13 protein-coding genes are annotated in these 19,025 nt (G+C 43.3%); 12 read left to right on the top strand and 1 reads right to left on the bottom strand.

The annotated features are described in order from the left end of the window. Positions 1-64: 64 nt before the first annotated feature. A complete protein-coding gene (locus A7325_RS10200; protein ID WP_068407842.1) occupies positions 65-1,078 on the top strand; it encodes a hypothetical protein in 1,014 nt (337 codons plus the stop codon). Positions 1,079-1,169: 91 nt separating this feature from the next. On the opposite strand, the gene gltA is transcribed toward A7325_RS10200, so the two are convergent. Beyond that, positions 1,170-2,450 carry a citrate synthase gene (gene gltA, locus A7325_RS10195; protein ID WP_068407841.1) on the bottom strand — a complete coding sequence of 427 codons (1,281 nt, stop codon included), beginning with the start codon at positions 2,448-2,450 and terminating at the stop codon, positions 1,170-1,172. 1,165 nt (positions 2,451-3,615) lie between these two features. Here gltA and sdhC point away from each other — a divergent pair. From sdhC to A7325_RS10140, 11 genes are all read left to right on the top strand, one after another. Then, on the top strand, positions 3,616-4,002 hold the full coding sequence (gene sdhC, locus A7325_RS10190) for a succinate dehydrogenase, cytochrome b556 subunit (protein ID WP_082894375.1): 387 nt from the start codon (positions 3,616-3,618) through the stop codon (positions 4,000-4,002). A gap of 2 nt (positions 4,003-4,004) precedes the next feature. Next, positions 4,005-4,409 (top strand): succinate dehydrogenase, hydrophobic membrane anchor protein, encoded by a 405-nt coding sequence (sdhD, locus tag A7325_RS10185; protein ID WP_102077800.1) that lies wholly within the window; start codon positions 4,005-4,007, stop codon positions 4,407-4,409. Between the two features lie 458 nt (positions 4,410-4,867). Then, positions 4,868-6,718, top strand: coding sequence for a succinate dehydrogenase flavoprotein subunit (gene sdhA / locus A7325_RS10180; protein ID WP_068407838.1), 1,851 nt, complete (start codon positions 4,868-4,870; stop codon positions 6,716-6,718). Positions 6,719-6,911: 193 nt separating this feature from the next. After that, on the top strand, positions 6,912-7,622 hold the full coding sequence (locus tag A7325_RS10175; RefSeq protein ID WP_068407835.1) for a succinate dehydrogenase iron-sulfur subunit: 711 nt from the start codon (positions 6,912-6,914) through the stop codon (positions 7,620-7,622). 928 nt (positions 7,623-8,550) lie between these two features. Further along, positions 8,551-11,433, top strand: coding sequence for a 2-oxoglutarate dehydrogenase E1 component (locus A7325_RS10170; protein ID WP_068407832.1), 2,883 nt, complete (start codon positions 8,551-8,553; stop codon positions 11,431-11,433). Between the two features lie 155 nt (positions 11,434-11,588). Next, a complete protein-coding gene (odhB, locus tag A7325_RS10165) occupies positions 11,589-12,851 on the top strand; it encodes a 2-oxoglutarate dehydrogenase complex dihydrolipoyllysine-residue succinyltransferase (protein ID WP_068407829.1) in 1,263 nt (420 codons plus the stop codon). Positions 12,852-13,070: 219 nt separating this feature from the next. Beyond that, positions 13,071-14,522 (top strand): dihydrolipoyl dehydrogenase, encoded by a 1,452-nt coding sequence (lpdA, locus tag A7325_RS10160; protein ID WP_068407828.1) that lies wholly within the window; start codon positions 13,071-13,073, stop codon positions 14,520-14,522. 179 nt (positions 14,523-14,701) lie between these two features. After that, positions 14,702-15,868, top strand: coding sequence for an ADP-forming succinate--CoA ligase subunit beta (gene sucC / locus A7325_RS10155; RefSeq protein ID WP_068407827.1), 1,167 nt, complete (start codon positions 14,702-14,704; stop codon positions 15,866-15,868). A gap of 178 nt (positions 15,869-16,046) precedes the next feature. Further along, on the top strand, positions 16,047-16,922 hold the full coding sequence (sucD, locus tag A7325_RS10150; RefSeq protein WP_068407825.1) for a succinate--CoA ligase subunit alpha: 876 nt from the start codon (positions 16,047-16,049) through the stop codon (positions 16,920-16,922). Positions 16,923-17,043: 121 nt separating this feature from the next. Next, positions 17,044-18,090, top strand: a complete 1,047-nt coding sequence (galE, locus tag A7325_RS10145) for a UDP-glucose 4-epimerase GalE (RefSeq protein WP_068407823.1) — start codon at positions 17,044-17,046, stop codon at positions 18,088-18,090. 52 nt (positions 18,091-18,142) lie between these two features. Continuing rightward, positions 18,143-19,024 (top strand): UTP--glucose-1-phosphate uridylyltransferase, encoded by an 882-nt coding sequence (locus tag A7325_RS10140; RefSeq protein WP_068407821.1) that lies wholly within the window; start codon positions 18,143-18,145, stop codon positions 19,022-19,024. Position 19,025 lies beyond the last annotated feature (1 nt).

Raw genomic sequence — 19,025 nt, 5'->3', positions numbered from 1 at the left:
AAAATAAAATAGCTAGTAGCCTCAGCATATAAGCGCACTGCTTTTAATAAGGATGAGAACTCGGATGTTTAAAAATTTGCTCGTAAAGCCTGATGGTCAGACTCATCATACCTGTATAAATACAAGGTCGCTAAATAAAGCGATGACGCCGCCGCGTACGCGCTCATTGCTAGTAGCCGCCATGACTGGGGTTTTGTTATTAAGTGGCTGTCAGCAGCAAGCAGAAGCGCCAGTAGCCGATAGTAGTCAACCCAAAGAGAAAACCAGCGTAGAGGACAGTCAGCCGATGCGCAAAAGTGACTCCGCTGCTGCGCGCATAGAGCAATTTCAACCCTTGTATCTTGCACAAGCAAAAAGTTTACAGCAGCGTCTACAAGCCGAATATGAATCGCTACAAGCGGCAGATGCCTCAGATAGTGGCAATGATTTGTTGCCAGATAATACCTCTGCTGCGTCAGTAGACAATGCTAAGCCATCTAATACTGCTAATCCAGTTGCAAATACTACCGATTCTGAGCAAATAGCAAAACCAACTATTACGGATTCAGCTGCTGCTACGAACAATAACAATAGTGAGTCAGACGTTAGCAATGACTCTGAGGTTGACGCTGATGCGACTACGGACACTGATATTAATACCAGTACCGAAGTGGGCGAGCGCGATTTAACGGTGCTTAAGCGTATTAGCCTTGAGCCGCGCAAACCTGTGATGTTAACAGATGAGCAGATTATAGACAGTTATCAGCAAGCGATAGAGGCGCTTTATCAACCTGTGACTACGCCGCTTAGTGCAGAAGAGGTTGATACCTTGATTAACATTGCCACCTTGACGCCGCAGTTATTTGAACATGCAGAAATCGCTGGTCGATTGAGTGCAAAAAGTCCGGCGCTGGCGCGTTTGATTATTCAGCATCAGGTTTGGGAGCAGATAGAAGCCCAACAAGTGATGGATATGCAGCAGATGAAACTCAATCAGCAGCAAGAGTTTGAGAGACTGATGGCAAAATTTAATGAAACCATCCAAGGTTATGACGAGCAAATTGCCAAATATGAGCAGACCTTAAAAGAGTTTCAATAAAGTGTGACTTTTTATTTCTTTATTGAATTTAGACCATAAAAAATCCCGCTCAAGTAGCGGGATTTTTTATGCTGCTAATAACAATAGCTGACTATTTACGATCTTCAACTTTAACGAAGTCGCGATGCGTTTCACCAGTATATAACTGACGAGGGCGACCGATTTTGAACGGTGCGCTGTGCATTTCTAACCAATGGCTGATCCAACCAGAAGTACGCGCGAGTGAGAAGATAACGGTAAACATTGACGTTGGGATACCGATGGCTTTTAAGATAATGCCAGAATAAAAATCAACGTTTGGATACAAGTTACGCTCAACGAAGTACGGGTCTTCTAAAGCGATTTTCTCAAGCGCCATCGCAAGCTCAAGCTTAGGATCATTGATACCCAATGCACCTAGTACTTCATCGCAAGTCTCTTTCATTACTTGTGCGCGTGGGTCAAAGTTTTTGTAAACACGGTGACCAAAGCCCATCAGTTTTACTTCACGGCTTTTCACTTTTTCCATAAATTCAGGAACGTTTTCTACCGAACCAATTTCATCTAGCATCTCAAGGACAGCTTCGTTAGCGCCGCCATGTGATGGACCCCAAAGGGCGGCGATACCGGCAGCGATACACGCATAAGGGTTGGCACCAGTAGAGCCTGCTAGACGTACAGTAGACGTTGAAGCGTTTTGCTCGTGGTCAGCATGCAAAGTAAAGATTTTGTCCATCGCGCGAGTAATCACGTCATTGGTTTTGTAGTCAACATCAGCAGGGGTTGCGAACATCATGTATAAGAAGTTTTCTGCGTAATTAAAATCATTACGTGGATACATGAACGGTTCGCCTTGCGAGTATTTATAACTCATCGCTGCAAGCGTTGGCATTTTAGCGATTAGACGGATAGCGGTGATTTCACGGTGTGCTTCGTTGCTGACGTCTAAGTTGTCATGATAAAACGCGGATAAAGCACCAACGACACCAACCATAATCGCCATTGGATGCGCGTCACGGCGGAAACCTTCAAAGAATTTACGTAATTGGTCATGAACACCCGTATGTTTACGAACCTTTTCATAGAAATCTGCTTTTTGCTCAGCATTTGGTAGATCACCATGAATCAGTGCATACGCCACTTCTAAGTATTCAGCATTGTTTGCTAACTGGTCGATAGGGTAGCCACGGTGTAATAACTCACCTTTACCGCCATCAATGTAAGTAATCTTAGATTCAACAGGAGCGGTTACTTTAAAACCTGGGTCATAAGACCAAAAGCCTGAATCTTGTAGAGCAGCAATATCGATAACTGGACGCCCTAAAGTACCTTCAATAATAGGAAATTCGTATTCTTTACCATTTACGCTTAATTTGGCATTGTTGTCAGCCATAAACTGCTCTCCATTGTTTGTAACTTGTTAGAATAAAAATATATCGACGCATACCCTCGCGTCTTCACTAGTTAAACGGTCAAAAAAATTTAACCCATTTAATATGCAGGCTATATTAGCAGTTATTACTGAGGTTTTGAAAAGACTTTTAGCAGCAATGTCTGTAATAGGTGTGCGTTAGTCGTGCTAAACGACTGTAAACTTTGTATCAAAATATGTCTATTCAGTAATTTAGCGGTAATTCAGCAGCAAGTCCGCTGGTTGCTTATAATGTAATGATTCTCATTAACATTATAATAATTAAGACTTTATTACAAGATAAACGTCCGTCATATTTGCAGCAACGCACCATGGCATAGACAGAGTATGCGTAACCGACAGATTAATTTGGATCAAAAATTGATTCTGAAATATCAATACTAATAAATTCGCCTTACCAATAGCTAGCTTTTTGTTAAATAATCACCGATAACCACTATTTAGGGGATAAATTTGTAATTATGGCGCAGTCATTTTATAATTGGAGGGATTTAACTGGCACTAGCTTTGCGCAAATGAATAGGCTGCTCTGATAAAACTATTGGTAAAGCCCAGCTTTATTGAGACTTTTTGATGATTGACTGTTCGGTTGATAGACTAAATCCCGACTTATCGTTTGAATATTCTTGTTAACTGTTCTATTTTTAAATAGTCAACAGTGAAGTTTGCCTTAATAAAAAATGATACTCTACAGATGATATTATGGCGTTATCTTTTTTGTTGATGCAACGTCGTAAAAATAGAATAGTTAATCGATTTATCCCATATTATGAACTCCATGTAACCTCTTTATTTTGTATAAAGGGTGTGAATGATTTGTCATAAAAAGGGATTGTCACTTCAGTGAGCGATAGGGAAGTCTATAACCACTTTATAAATGGAAACTACCCAAATAGCAACTAAATAAACAGTCGCTACGGGCACAGATTTTATTTATAGAGTTTATCTGAACGTCAGATAAATAAGACTTATCGACCTTGCATATTTAGCGCAAATGAAACGACGTCAGCTAGCCCTTCCTTACTTTATTCATCTCATGTGTTGCTTGCCGCTTGTAGAATAGTATTGATAAATAGTATTCGTATAATGCGTTGATAGCTGATACAGGAGTATAACCGCAAAAAGGATGCCCGCTGTGAAAAGCAACCGACCTATTAATCTGCCCTTAAGCCAAGTGATTAGCGTTAACCGCTCACCGATTGCAATTGCTTCTATCTTGCATCGTATCTCTGGCATTGTTTTATTTCTACTTATCCCAGTCATGCTGTGGTTATTACAGAATTCTTTGGCATCGCCTGAGAGTTTTGAAACCGTGTTTGACAATGTCTTTATTCGCTTTTTAGCGTGGATTTTCGTCGCCGCCATTGCTTATCACTTCGTGATGGGCGTGAAGCATTTATTTGCTGATAATGGTCAAAATGAAGAGCTACAATCGGCGCGTATGGCGTCTGTTGTCAGCTTAGTGATTGCAGCGATTTTAATTGTCGCGTCATTTGTATGGGTGATGTTCTAATGATAAAAAATGATTCAGGAATCAAAAGCGCCACCGGTCTAACAAGCTCAGGTACCCGTGATTGGATGGTCCAACGTATCAGTGCGGTTATTCTAGCCGTTTACAGTGTGGTGTTGCTGGGCTTTTTCTTAACCCATGGCAATGTAACCTTCATTGAATGGTCTGATTTTATGACCAGTTTACCGATGCGTCTGTTCAGCTTGTTGGCTATTTTGGCATTGGCTGGTCACGCGTGGGTGGGTATGTGGACGGTATTTACCGACTATATTACCTCTGGCAAGATGGGTGAAAGCGCGCCTAAACTGCGTTTATTTTTACAAACATTGATGATTATCGCTATTTTAGTCTTCCTATTTTGGGGCATTATGATTTTTTGGGGTAACGGCTTCGGTGTTGTTGCTGTTTAACTTTTTATCATACCGGTAAATATTTATTCATAGGCTATTTATAAGCGTAGTATTAGCAGCCATATATCGATGAATAATAACGGATGAATCTAACCGCATTTATAGCCTTACTGATTTAAAAGCGTTTAGAGAATAAAATCCGTTAGTAGCCAAAATAGACAGAGCCAATCATAGCGTTGGGTATTTCTCAATTTAACTTATCACTGATACCAGTGCATTATTAAGCAGTTGCATAACAGTTAGACCGATAGTTAAATAAACAGATAAGCCCAATATAACGATAGATATGCAAGTTAAGTGGTCAAAAGGTATTGATAGCAGATTTTGATGGTTGAAATTATTGTCAGTAGCGTGAGCGCAAATATTAGCCGACATTGCCGCATGATAAGACAGAAACCAGCATAGACATCAGCCTTTTTATTTACTTCTAAGCATTAACAGGCATTAGGAAAACCGTAATGGCAACTAGACAAGATAATACCATTAGCAATATTAAAACCCTGAACTATGACGCGGTCATCGTTGGTGGCGGCGGCTCAGGTATGCGTGCTTCATTGCATTTGGCCGAAGCGGGCATGAAGGTTGCAGTCTTGACCAAAGTATTCCCAACCCGTTCGCACACCGTTGCAGCGCAGGGCGGTATCGGCGCAAGTTTGGGTAACATGAGTAATGACAACTGGCACTTTCACTTTTATGATACCGTGAAAGGGTCAGATTGGTTAGGTGACCAAGACGCCATTGAGTACATGTGCCGCGAAGCGCCGAAAGTAGTATATGAGCTTGAGCACATGGGTATGCCGTTTGACCGTAACGAAGATGGCACCATTTATCAGCGTCCATTTGGCGGTCATACCTCAAACTATGGCGAAAAAGCCGTACAACGTGCTTGCGCTGCTGCTGACCGTACGGGTCACGCGCTATTGCATACGCTTTATCAGAAAAACCTACAGCAAGGTACAGAGTTCTTTATCGAGTGGATCGCGCTTGATTTGATCAAAGATGAGGCCGGTAACATCAATGGCGTTATCGCGCTTGAGCAAGAAACCGGTACGGTTGCGGTATTCCAATCACCAATTACTGTGTTAGCCACAGGTGGTGCTGGTCGTATCTTTGCGGCTTCTACCAACGCTTATATCAATACAGGTGACGGTATTGGCATGGCGGTTCGTGCAGGTATTCCATTGCAAGATATGGAATTCTGGCAGTTCCACCCAACCGGCGTTCATGGTGCCGGCGTACTATTGACCGAAGGTTGCCGCGGTGAAGGCGCTATCTTACGTAATAAAGATGGCGAAGCGTTCATGGAGCGTTATGCGCCCACCGTGAAAGACTTGGCACCACGTGACTTGGTATCACGTTCGATGGACCAAGAAATCAAAGAAGGTCGCGGCTGTGGTCCAAATGCTGACCATATCGTGATGGATATGACCCATTTGGGTGTTGACACCATTATGAAGCGTTTACCATCAGTATTCGAGATTGGTAAAAACTTTGCCAACGTTGACATCACTAAAGAGCCAATTCCAGTTATCCCAACCATTCACTATATGATGGGCGGTATTCCAACCACGATTCATGGTCAGGTGATTGTACCGGATCTAGAAGCGGGTACCGATGAAGACGGTCTATATGCCAAAGGCAACGTCGTTAAAGGTCTTTATGCAATCGGTGAGTGTGCGTGCGTTAGTGTGCATGGTGCCAACCGTTTAGGTACCAACTCGCTACTTGATTTATTGGTCTTTGGTCGCGCTGCTGGTAAGCATATCGTTGATGAATTCCATCATGCTGACCATAACTACAAGCCGCTTGATCCACATGTGCTTGATTTCACTGTGCGCCGTTTAGACAAATTGCAACAATCAACTTCAGGCTACAATGCGCAAGACGTGGCTGACGAGATTCGCGCCATTATGCAAAAGCATGCCAGTGTATTCCGTACGCAGGCGATGATGGATGAAGGTGTTAAGCAGATTCTAGCGCTTGCTGATAAAATCGACCAAATCCATTTGGCTGATAAATCACAGGTCTTTAATACTGCGCGTATCGAAGCGTTTGAAGTAGCCAACTTGTATGAAGTGGCAAAAGCGACGATGATATCGGCCGCTAACCGTCATGAAAGCCGCGGCGCGCACAGTGTTTCTGACTATGATCGCCCAGAAGATGATGATTATGCACCAAACGGCCGTAACGATAATGATTGGATGAAGCATACCCTATGGTATTCTGAAGGCAATCGTATTATCTATAAGCCTGTGCGTAAAGTGCCATTGACGGTCGATTACGTCGAGCCAAAAGTTCGCGTTTATTAATTCTAGCCCCTGTAGTTTTGAGCATACAGCTTTGTGTATACATAGAATTAACGTTTTATCCCTTATTTAATAAAAGGTGAGCGCCAGCGATAAGCTTTTATCAGCGCTATGGTTTAATCATAGCGCTGATAAATAGCAGTCTTTAGACTGTACGCTTGTGAGCCCGCATCACCAATGTGTGGAGTTTAGCATTATGAGCCGAGGTACTCGCACCATCGAAATCTATCGCTACGATCCTGATGTGGACGCAGCGCCGCGCATGCAAACTTATACGATTGAGTTATTGGACTCAGATCGTATGTTGCTTGACGTGTTATTACGCCTAAAGAAAGAAGATGAAACCCTTACTTTCCGTCGCTCGTGCCGTGAAGGCATTTGCGGTTCAGATGGCATGAATATTAATGGTAAAAATGGTCTAGCTTGTCTGATTAACATGAACACCTTGCCTGAAAAAGTAACGGTTCGTCCATTACCAGGTTTGCCAGTGGTTCGTGATTTGGTCGTCGACATGAACCAATTTTATGAGCAATACGAAAAAGTTCATCCGTTCTTAATCAATGACCAGCCAGCGCCAGCAACCGAGCGTTTGCAGTCACCTGAACAGCGTGAAAAATTGAACGGTTTGTATGAGTGTATTTTATGTGCTTGCTGTTCAACCAGCTGCCCATCATTCTGGTGGAACCCTGATAAGTTCTTAGGTCCAGCAGCACTATTGAATGCCAACCGTTTTGTATCTGACAGCCGCGATACTGATATTCGTGCTCGTCTAGGGCGTTTAGAAGATCCGTTCAGCTTATTCCGTTGCCGCGGTATCATGAACTGCGTGTCAGTATGTCCAAAAGGCCTAAATCCAACCAAAGCCATCGGTCATCTGCGCAATTTACTGATCGATCAAGCAGGTTAGTCTACCATTTATTGGTAATTAGCTTTATAATAGCGCTGTTAAAAAAACACCACCTCTCATTAGGTGGTGTTTTTTATTCAAGGTTATCAGCATTAAACTGTCAGTTATAAAGCTAGCATCACAAAACTGATATTTTAGACGGTATTGTTGATGGGCAGTGGTGACTCAGTCAATGAAAGTAAGGCTGTATTAACAATACGTTGCTTGTATGTAAGAGGGCATGCTATATCGTACGCATGTCTATATAATTGATTACAACCGTATATTTTCGCGCAGATTCATTTAAAGGTAGTGATTAACCATAAATGTTTATATCGCTCAAAATCTATAGAAATGCAAAAAGTAGGCTATAAATTTAGCTAAATCTTAGCGATAGCGCCGTTATTTGTTCATATAAAAATTAACTAGTTGCGAGAAATGATAGTTGATATTCATTTCGTAAATACCTAGTATTGAACAAACAAACTATGGCGTGTTAGGCAGTCATGTTACCCTATACAGCACTATATCTTTGGCGTAATATCGCCTATATTTCTACCATAGCAAGACACTTCAGCGGAAATAGCCAATTAAAAGGCTAACTGAAGACAAAATTTTTTGAGTAAAACCATGCTATTAACAATTTGGTTATAGCTGCAAGCATTATATATAAATTAATGTTGTCAAACGAGCCACTAAAGAAAACCGACCGTTCACAAATAATTTTAATAGTAAGCATGGTATTGCAATTATCTTTTTTATAACGAGATAGCTTGGGTAGGATGTTTTTTATTGACCAAGAGCGGTAACTTGTAGATATGGTTAATAAAAAGATAATGTTAAGACAAGTTTTAATGGTAAAAAGCGACGATTGATGTCGCTAACCTATAACGAACAACACAATAATAAGCACGATTCCATTCATTTATCTATCAAATAGACGATTATTATGAATAGTATAACTAAAGAAACTGCGAGCCTAGATCATACCGAACTGGCTGCCGACAATGCTCAATATATCGAAGCGCTCTATGAGCAATATCTAGATGATCCTAGTAGCGTTGATAACGATTGGCAAGCGTATTTTGAACAATACAAAACGCCAAACGATGCCAAGCACAATGCTATTAAAGATCAGTTTTTGTTGCTTGCGCGCAATCAAACGGCGAACAAAGTAAGCACTGAAGCATCAGCTTCAACAGTTGGTAATTCAAACTGTGCTGACCCAAAGCAAATGGGCGTGCAGCAGCTGATTTCAGCCTATCGTCGCCGTGGTCATCGCCGTGCTAAGCTTGATCCGTTAGATTTGCATCCACGTGCAGAAGTGGAAGATTTAACCCTTGCCTATCACAATCTTTCTGAAGCCGACCTTGATACCGTATTCCCAACCAATGATTTAAATATTGGTAAGGATGAAGCGACGCTACGTGAAATCATTGAGATCATGGAGCGCGTCTACTGCCGTTATATCGGTACGGAATATATGCACGTGACCACCAGCACCGAAAAACGCTGGATGGAAAAATACCTAGAAACCAATCTGGGTTATATCGAGTTTGATAAAGAAAAACGTCTCTCAATCCTTGAGCGTTTAACCGCTGCCGAAGGCTTAGAAAAATATTTGGCTCGTAAATATACGGGTGTTAAGCGTTTTGGTCTAGAAGGTGGTGAGAGCTTTATTCCTGCTATCAATGAAATCATCCAACGTGCTGGCGGTTATGGTACTAAAGAGATGGTTATCGGTATGGCTCACCGTGGTCGTTTAAACTTGTTGGTTAATATTTTGGGTAAAAACCCTGCCGATTTGTTTGATGAGTTCGATGGTAAAGTGCAGCCAGAAAAAGGCTCAGGTGACGTTAAATATCATAATGGTTTTTCATCGAACGTGATGACACCGGGCGGTGAGGCGCATTTGGCATTGGCGTTTAACCCATCGCACCTTGAGATTGTCGCACCAGTATTGCAAGGTTCGGTACGCGCGCGTCAAGTTCGCCGTAATGACCAACCACTACAAGATAACAAAACAGGCAACTCTGTACTACCGATCGTTATTCATGGCGATGCGGCATTTGCAGGCCAAGGTGTGGTGCAAGAAACTTTTCAAATGTCACAAACCCGCGCTTATACCACGGGCGGTACAGTACATATTGTTATTAATAACCAAGTTGGTTTTACCACCAGTCGTCAAGAAGATGCACGCTCGACTGAATATTGTACTGATGTTGCCAAAATGGTGCACGCGCCTATCTTGCACGTAAACGGTGATGATCCTGAATCAGTGGTTTTCGCGGCGCAATTGGCATTAGATTACCGTCATGAGTTTGATAAAGACATCATTATTGACTTATTTTGTTATCGCCGTAACGGTCATAACGAAGCCGATGAACCATCAGCGACTCAGCCATTAATGTACGCAGTGATTAAGAAATTACCAACCACTCGCACTATCTACGCACAGCAACTGATCAAAGCCGGCGTGTTGAGCGAGAGTGAAGCTCAGCAGTACGAAGATGAATATCGTGAGTCGTTAGACCGCGGTGAATACGTTGCCAGCTCTCTAGTGAGTCAGCCTAACGAAGAGCTCTTCGTTGATTGGAAACCTTACTTAGGTCATGATTTGGTTGACGATTGGGATACCAGCGTCGATATCGAAGTGCTAAAAGGCTATGGTCGCCGTATGGCAGAAATGCCAGAAGGTTACAAGCTACAACGCCAAGTACAAAAAATGGTCGAACAGCGCCTAGCTATGCAAACTGGCGAAGAGCCACTTAACTGGGGCGCCGCTGAAACACTAGCCTATGCATCATTGGTTGACCATGACAATGTCTTGGTACGTATTACTGGTGAAGATGTGGGCCGTGGTACGTTCTCGCATCGCCACAGTGAAATCTATAACGTCAATGACGGCAGCATGTATGTGCCTCTTTCACATATCAGTGAGACGCAAGCGCGCTTTGCTACTTACAACTCATTGTTATCAGAAGAAGCGGTACTAGCCTTCGAATATGGATATGCGACCACAGTTCCTAATGCGCTAATCGTTTGGGAAGCACAGTTTGGTGACTTTGTGAACGGTGCACAAGTGGTGATTGACCAGTTTATCTCAAGTGGTGAGACTAAGTGGCAGCGCGTTTGTGGTCTAACGATGTTATTACCACATGGCTTTGAAGGTCAAGGTCCTGAGCATTCATCTGCTCGCCTAGAGCGCTTCTTGCAGTTATGTGCTGAAGACAACATGCAAGTGATTACGCCAACGACCCCAGCGCAAATCTATCATGCCCTACGTCGTCAAGCGGTACGTCCGATTCGTAAGCCATTAATCGTCATGTCACCGAAGAGTTTACTACGTCACAAATTGGCAACTTCAACTCTTGAAGAGCTGGCGAACGGCAAGTTTGAGACAGTATTGCCAGAGATCGATCAGCAAAATGCCGACAACGTAACGCGTATGGTGCTGTGCGGCGGTAAAGTTTACTATGACTTATTAGAACAACGCCGTGCGCTAGGTTTAGATCATGTAGCGATTGTGCGTATTGAGCAGCTATACCCATTACCAGAAGAGCGTTTGATTGCTGAGATTGAAAAATATAGTAACTTAGCTGAGATTGTTTGGACGCAAGAAGAGCCACTTAACCAAGGTGCTTGGTACTATCTAGCGCCGCATATGTTCCGCATTGTTGTGCCGCATCCAACCAAGGCAAAAGTCATGGAGCCGGTCGCACGTCCTGCTAGTGCGGCGCCAGCGACAGGATCTCCAAAACTACATGTTCAGCAGCAGCAAGCACTCATTGCTGGTGGTCTTGGCATCAGTGTGGATGAGCTATCTAAATAGTAGTTGGCTTAAGCAACAGATTATATAAGATACACGAATCAGGCGATAACAGTCCGTACCGCTATTACCATTAAAGTAAGACGATTGAGAATGGTATTGACTGCCTATCACGACTTAATAATAAAGAGTAATATCAATATCTAAGGAGTATATCGATGGCTGAAATTAAAGCCCCCGTTTTTCCAGAATCGGTTGCCGATGGCACCCTCGTGGAATGGCATGTCACTGAAGGTCAAGAAGTTAGCCGCGACGACTTATTGGCTGAAATTGAAACTGATAAAGTGGTATTAGAAGTGGTTGCACCTGATAACGGTGTGGTTACCAAAATCGTTAAGCAAGTTGACGATACGATTTTGTCAGACGAGCTAATCGCCGAGTTTGAAGCTGGTGCTAGCGGTAGTTCTGCTGGTGGTAGCAGCGATAGTGCTGATGAGCCTGCAGTTGACCCAGATCAACCAGCAGCGCCAGTACAGCCGAAACAAGCTACCGATGGCGGTGAGCCAGTCCAAGCGACAGATAAAAAAGACGAAGCGGATCATAAAGACCAAAGCCCTGCGGTACGAAAAGCGGCGAAAGAATCTGGCGTTGATCCTAAAAATGTCGAAGGCAGTGGTCGCGGTGGTCGTGTAACCAAAACCGACATGGCAAACCCAACGCTAAAAGCTGATAGCTCTATCAAATCTGATAGCGGTCGTCCAGTTGCTGAATCAACCGGTGAGCGTACTGAAAAACGCGTACCAATGACGCGTCTACGTAAGACAGTTGCTAACCGTCTACTGGCTGCCTCACAAGAAACAGCGATGCTAACCACGTTTAACGAAGTCAACATGAAACCGTTGATGGATATGCGTGCTAAGTATAAAGAGCAATTTGAAAAGCGCCATGGCGTACGTCTAGGCTTTATGTCATTGTTTATTAAAGCGGCGACTGAAGCACTAAAACGCTTCCCAGCGGTTAACGCGTCACTAGACGGCGATGACATCGTTTATCACGGCTACTATGATATCGGTGTTGCCGTATCTTCAGATCGTGGTTTGGTCGTTCCTGTATTGCGTGATACCGACCGCATGAGTATGTCTGATGTTGAGGCTAAGATTCGTGAGTTTGGTGGTAAAGCACAACAAGGTAAACTTGGTCTTGATGACATGACTGGCGGTACGTTCACCATTTCAAACGGCGGCGTCTTTGGTTCACTCATGTCAACGCCTATCTTGAATCCACCACAAACTGCTATCTTAGGTATGCACGCTATCAACGATCGCCCAATGGCAGTCGACGGTAAAGTTGAAATTTTACCAATGATGTACCTAGCACTATCATATGATCACCGTATGATTGACGGCAAAGAAGCGGTACAGTTCTTAGTTACTATCAAAGAGTTGGTCGAAGATCCAACCATGCTACTCCTAGACCTGTAAGCTTTTAAGCTTGTATCGGTAACCACTGATACAAGCTTTTTCACTTTGGACGAGGAGATTGTGGTTTATTGTCAAATAAATGCGACTTTTTTTGTGGTGTATTAACGACGGAAAAATCGTCATTTATCATTCAGTAGGCCAACCAGTCATTTAAATCCTCATAAAATCAGAAAAAAATCTAGAAATAAATTAGAACCAAATTAAAAATAGGAACGTACTATGAAAGACAATTATGATTTAGTCGTCATCGGCGGCGGTCCTGGTGGTTACGAAGCCGCTATTCGCGCAGGTCAATTGGGTATGAGCGTGGCTTGTATCGAAAAACGCGTTTATAAAGGTGAGCCAGCACTGGGTGGTACTTGCTTAAACGTCGGTTGTATCCCATCAAAAGCCTTACTTGATTCATCACATCGTTATGAAGCAACCAAACATGACCTTGCTGAACATGGTATCAGCACCGGTGACGTTGCTATCGATATCGAGCAAATGATTGGCCGTAAAGAAGCCATTGTTAAGCAATTGACGGGCGGCGTGGCGGCATTGCTAAAAGGCAATGGCGTTGACTGGCTACAAGGCTGGGGCACGTTAGAAGATGGTAAAGGTGCGGATAAAAAAGTTAAATTTACTGCCCTAGAAGACGAAAGTGAAACGACTATTACCGCCAAAAACGTCATTCTTGCAGCAGGTTCGGTGCCTATCGATATTCCTGTGGCAAAAACTGATGGCGACCGTATTGTTGATTCTACTGGCGCGCTTGATTTCACCGAAGTACCAAAGCGTTTAGGCGTCATTGGCGCAGGCGTAATTGGTCTTGAGCTAGGTTCAGTATGGCGCCGCTTGGGCGCGGAAGTGGTTGTCTATGAAGCGCTACCAAGCTTCCTAGCAGCGGCTGACAAAGACATCGCTAAAGAAGCGGGTAAAATGCTGAAAAAGCAAGGTCTTGATATCCGTGTTGATACCAAAGTAACCAATGCTGAGGTGAAAGGCGATCAAGTTGTCGTGACCAGCGAAGCAAAAGGTGAAGCCTCGGATGAAAGCTTTGATAAACTGATTGTTTGTGTTGGTCGCCGTGCCTACTCTGAAAAACTATTGGGCGCAGACAGTGGTATCACGTTGACTGAGCGCGGTCTTATCGATGTCGATGACCAGTGTAAAACCAACCTTGACGGCGTTTATGCAATCGGTGACTTGGTTCGTGGCCCTATGCTTGCGCATAAAGCGATGGAAGAAGGCATGATGGCGGTTGAGCGCATTCATGGTGAAAAAGCACAAGTTAACTATGACACCATTATCAACGTCATTTATACCCATCCAGAAATTGCATGGGTTGGTTTGACCGAGCAAGAAGCGACTGAAGCGGGTTATGAAGTCAAAACCGGTTCATTTAACCTAGCAGCTAACGGTCGTGCGCTTGCACAAAGTGAAGCACAAGGCTCTATCAAAGTTGTTGCTGATGCTAAAACAGATCGTTTGTTAGGTATGCATGCCATTTCTGCTGGTGCGGGCGATATTGTCCATCAAGGTATGATTGCGATGGAATTTGTGTCTAGTATCGAAGATTTGCAGTTGATGACATTTGCGCATCCAACCATTTCTGAAGCGGTTCATGAAGCCGCTTTATCAGCAGATGGCCGTGCGATTCATGCCATACAGCGTAAAAAACGTAAATAGTTTTTGAGATTAACTTACTTAAAATGAAAAGCATTTGAGTCAATATCAAGTTTAACCGGATGGTGCGGCCGCTATCACTATTATGATAACGGTCACCGCCATCATAAGTGTGGCAGCGTTATTCTGCCTTGCACTTGTTTTCACTTTTTATTAATTGTAAAAAATAAAGGATACAATCAATGAATTTACATGAGTATCAAGCAAAAGAGCTATTAAAAAGCTACGGTTTGCCCATTCAAGAAGGCATCATCGCCCATAATGGCGACGAAGCTGCTGCTGCTTTTGATAAGACGCCTACTGATATTGCGGTTATTAAAGCGCAGGTTCATGCTGGTGGCCGTGGTAAAGCGGGCGGTGTGAAGCTCGTTAAAACTCGCGAAGAAGCAAAGCAAGTTGCTGAAGAGCTTATCGGTACCAATCTGGTTACATTCCAGACTGACGCAGAAGGCCAACCAGTTAACTTCGTATTGGTTGCAGAAGATATGTACCCAGTACAAACTGAGCTATATCTTGGTGCAGTTGTAGACCGTTCTACGCGCCGCGTAACTTTTATGGCATCAACCGAAGGCGGCGTTGATATCGAAGAAGTCGCAAGCGAAACTCCAGAAAAAATCTTTAAAGTAAGCGTTGATCCATTAGTTGGGCTAATGCCTTACCAAGCACGTGAAGTGGCATTTAAACTGGGTCTTGAAGGCAAGCAAATCAACCAGTTTGTAAAATTGATGAGCGGCGCTTATCAAGCATTCGTTGACAATGATTTTGCATTATTAGAAATCAATCCATTAGCGGTTCGCGAAAATGGCGAAATCGTTTGTGTTGATGGCAAAATCGGTATTGACTCAAACGCTTTATATCGCCTGCCTAAAATTGCAGCACTACAAGATAAAACGCAAGAAAACGAGCGCGAGCTCAAAGCAGCTGAATTTGACCTAAACTATGTTGCCCTAGAAGGTAACATCGGTTGTATGGTAAACGGTGCTGGTCTTGCGATGGCGACCATGGACATTATCAAATTGTACGGCGGCAAACCTGCTAACTTCTTGGACGTTGGCGGCGGTGCAACCAAAGATCGCGTTGTTGAAGCGTTCAAAATCATTCTAGAAGACAGCAGTGTTGAAGGCGTTCTAATCAACATCTTCGGCGGTATCGTACGTTGTGACATGATTGCCGAAGCGATTATCGAAGCAGTTAAAGAAGTGAACGTAAAAGTACCTGTTGTTGTCCGTCTAGAAGGTAATAACGCTGAAAAAGGTGCTGAGCTACTAGAGCAATCTGATGTGAAAATCATTTCAGCTCAAGGCCTAGCAGATGCGGCGCAAAAAATTGTCGATGCGGTTAAAGCATAAGCCTTTAATATAAGTGGTGAGGGTAAGCGCTGTTTTATTCATAACTCGCTTAACCAGACGCTTAAGCATTATAGTCACAGCGTGATGGCAGTTTTTAGTAAAAGCATAAATCGTTAACATTTAACGATACATGAGCGAGAAAACTGCTATTGCAAGACAACCGAATAAGGAAAAAATAATGAGTGTATTAATTGATAAAGATACCAAAGTATTGGTACAAGGTTTTACTGGTAAAAACGGTACATTCCACTCTGAACAAGCAATTGAGTACGGCACTAAAGTAGTTGGCGGCGTAACCCCAGGTAAAGGCGGTCAAACGCACCTAGGTTTGCCAGTCTTTAACACCATGGCAGAAGCCATGGAAGCGACCCAAGCTGACGCTTCAGTTATCTATGTACCAGCTCCATTTGTATTAGATTCTATCGTTGAAGCAGTCGATGCAGGCGTAAAATTGATCGTCGTAATCACTGAAGGCGTACCGACTATCGATATGCTAAAAGCCAAGCGTTATATCGAAGAAGCAGGCGATGTACGTATGGTTGGTCCAAACTGCCCAGGCGTTATCACTCCAGGTCAGTGCAAAATCGGTATCATGCCAGGTCATATCCATTTGCCAGGTAAAGTGGGTATCATTTCACGCTCTGGTACCTTGACTTATGAAGCGGTTGCCCAAACCACTAAGCTTGGCTTTGGTCAGTCTACTTGTATCGGTATCGGCGGTGACCCTATCCCAGGTATGAACCAAATCGATGCGCTAAAACTGTTCCAAGACGATCCACAAACCGAAGCCATCGTATTAATCGGTGAGATTGGTGGTACAGCTGAAGAAGAAGCGGCAGCTTATATCAAAGAGCACGTAACCAAGCCAGTGGTTGGTTATATTGCTGGTGTGACTGCGCCTGCTGGTAAACGTATGGGCCATGCTGGCGCGATTATCTCTGGTGGTCAAGGCACTGCTGAAGAGAAATTCAAAGCCTTTGAAGACGCTGGAATTGCTTATACTCGCGATCCATCAAAAATTGGCGATAAGTTAAAAGAAGTTACCGGTTGGTAATTTAGGTATTAATAGCTAGTCTAATACCAAAACATCGTTGAAAAAAAACAAAGGCACTCCTACAATGGGGTGTCTTTTTTTATTCTAAAAATAACTTTCCTTTGATTAAAATGTAGCAATTATGAAAAATAAGATATTGGTAACCGGTGGTGCTGGATATATCGGCTCACACACTTGTATAGCTTTACAGGAAGCAGGCTATGATATTGTTGTCTACGACAATTTGTCTAATAGTAGCCGTGAAGCTATTGAGCGCGTATCCAAGCTCATTGATCAACCCATCGACTTTGTTAAAGGCGATATTCGTGATATTGATCTACTCAAACAGGTCTTTGCCGAGCATCAGTTCTTTGGTGTGATTCATTTTGCGGGACTAAAAGCCGTTGGAGAATCGGTGGCCAAGCCATTGCTGTATTATAATAATAATGTCAGTGGCACCATTGCTTTATTGGAAGTTATGAGAGAAGCTGATGTTAAGAATTTGGTTTTTTCATCTTCTGCGACCGTCTATGGAGATCCTGAATCCTTGCCCATCAATGAGGAATCAAAGCGTTCTTGCACCAATCCTTATGGTCAGAGCAAACTGATGGTCGAGCATATTTTAGAGGATTTAGCGGCAACCGATGATGGCTGGAATCTTATTCCACTTAGGTACTTCAATCCCGTAGGTGCGCACCCATCTGGGCAAATTGGCGAAGATCCAAATGATATTCCTAATAATTTAATGCCTTATATTTCGCAAGTCGCCGTTGGCAAGCTTGAAAAACTCAGTATTTTTGGTAATGACTATTCTACTGTCGATGGGACGGGGGTACGCGATTTTATCCATGTCACTGATCTTGCCCAAGGTCATGTAGCAGCGCTTAACTTCTTACAGAAACAAGTAGGTCGAGATAAATACAGCTCAATAGGTTTTTTACCCATTAATTTGGGAACAGGTAAAGGAACGTCTGTTTTAGAATTGGTCACGGCTTTTTCTGAAGTATCAGGCCAAAATATTCCTTACCAGTTTTCTGCTCGGCGCGCTGGAGATATTGCCAGCTGCTATGCCAGCGCCGATAAAGCCAAAGATTTGCTAGGTTGGGAGGCGACACTATCTATTGCTGAGATGTGTCAAGATACGTGGCGTTGGCAGAGTAAAAACCCGAATGGCTATCATAGCGCTTAGCATTGATTAGGCATGTTTCTTATTTCACACTCTTAAATACAGTCTAAAAATTATGAAAAAAATTACTCACGCTGTTATTCCTGTCGCAGGCTTTGGCACTCGTATGCTGCCGTTATCGAAATCAGTGCCAAAAGAGCTGCTACCACTTGGCAATCGTCCCGCTATTCATTATGTCGTTGAAGAAGCCATTGCTGCTGGTATCAAACATATTGTTTTGGTCGGTCATGCGCAAAAAAGCGCCATCGAAAACTACTTTGATATCAATGCTGAATTGGATAATCAATTGCGCACTAAAGGTAAAGGCGCGTTAGCTGATAGCTTAAATTGGTTACCCGAGGATGTAACGGTGTCTATGATACGCCAAGGCAAACCGCTAGGGTTGGGGCACGCGGTATTGGCGGCGCGTCCAATCATCGGTGAGCATGACTTTGCTGTACTGCTGCCAGATGTGGTGCTCGATCCATTTACCACCGATATAACGACTGATAATTTGGCGTTTATGATTGAGGCCTTTGCTAAAGACACGCATTCGCAAATATTGGTCAATAACGTAGCAGATGAAGATGTGCATAAATACGGTATTGCCCAATTAGACGAAGCATTTAATCAAGCGCATGAAATCGAGCAAGCTGATAAAAACGCGAGCTTTAAAGTTGCCGGTTTTGTCGAAAAGCCAAATTTAGCGGATGCCCCTTCAAAATTGGCCGTTGTCGGTCGTTATGTATTTAGCAATCATATATTTGATTATCTGGCCAATACTAGAGCGTCGGTTGGCGGCGAGATTCAACTGACTGATGCCATTGATGCCTTGATTAGCAAATATGGCGTTAATGTGACGACCATGCGCGGCGATAGTTATGACGCAGGCGATATGCGCTCGTATATGCAAGCGTTTATCTATTTTGCCGAGCAGCAGTTAAGGGATGATAAATAGC

Source organism: Psychrobacter sp. SHUES1 (assembly GCF_001652315.1).
Taxonomy (GTDB): Bacteria; Pseudomonadota; Gammaproteobacteria; order Pseudomonadales; family Moraxellaceae; genus Psychrobacter; species Psychrobacter faecalis.
Note: the sequence above shows the minus strand (reverse complement) of the source record. Positions and strands in the feature narration are given on the sequence as shown.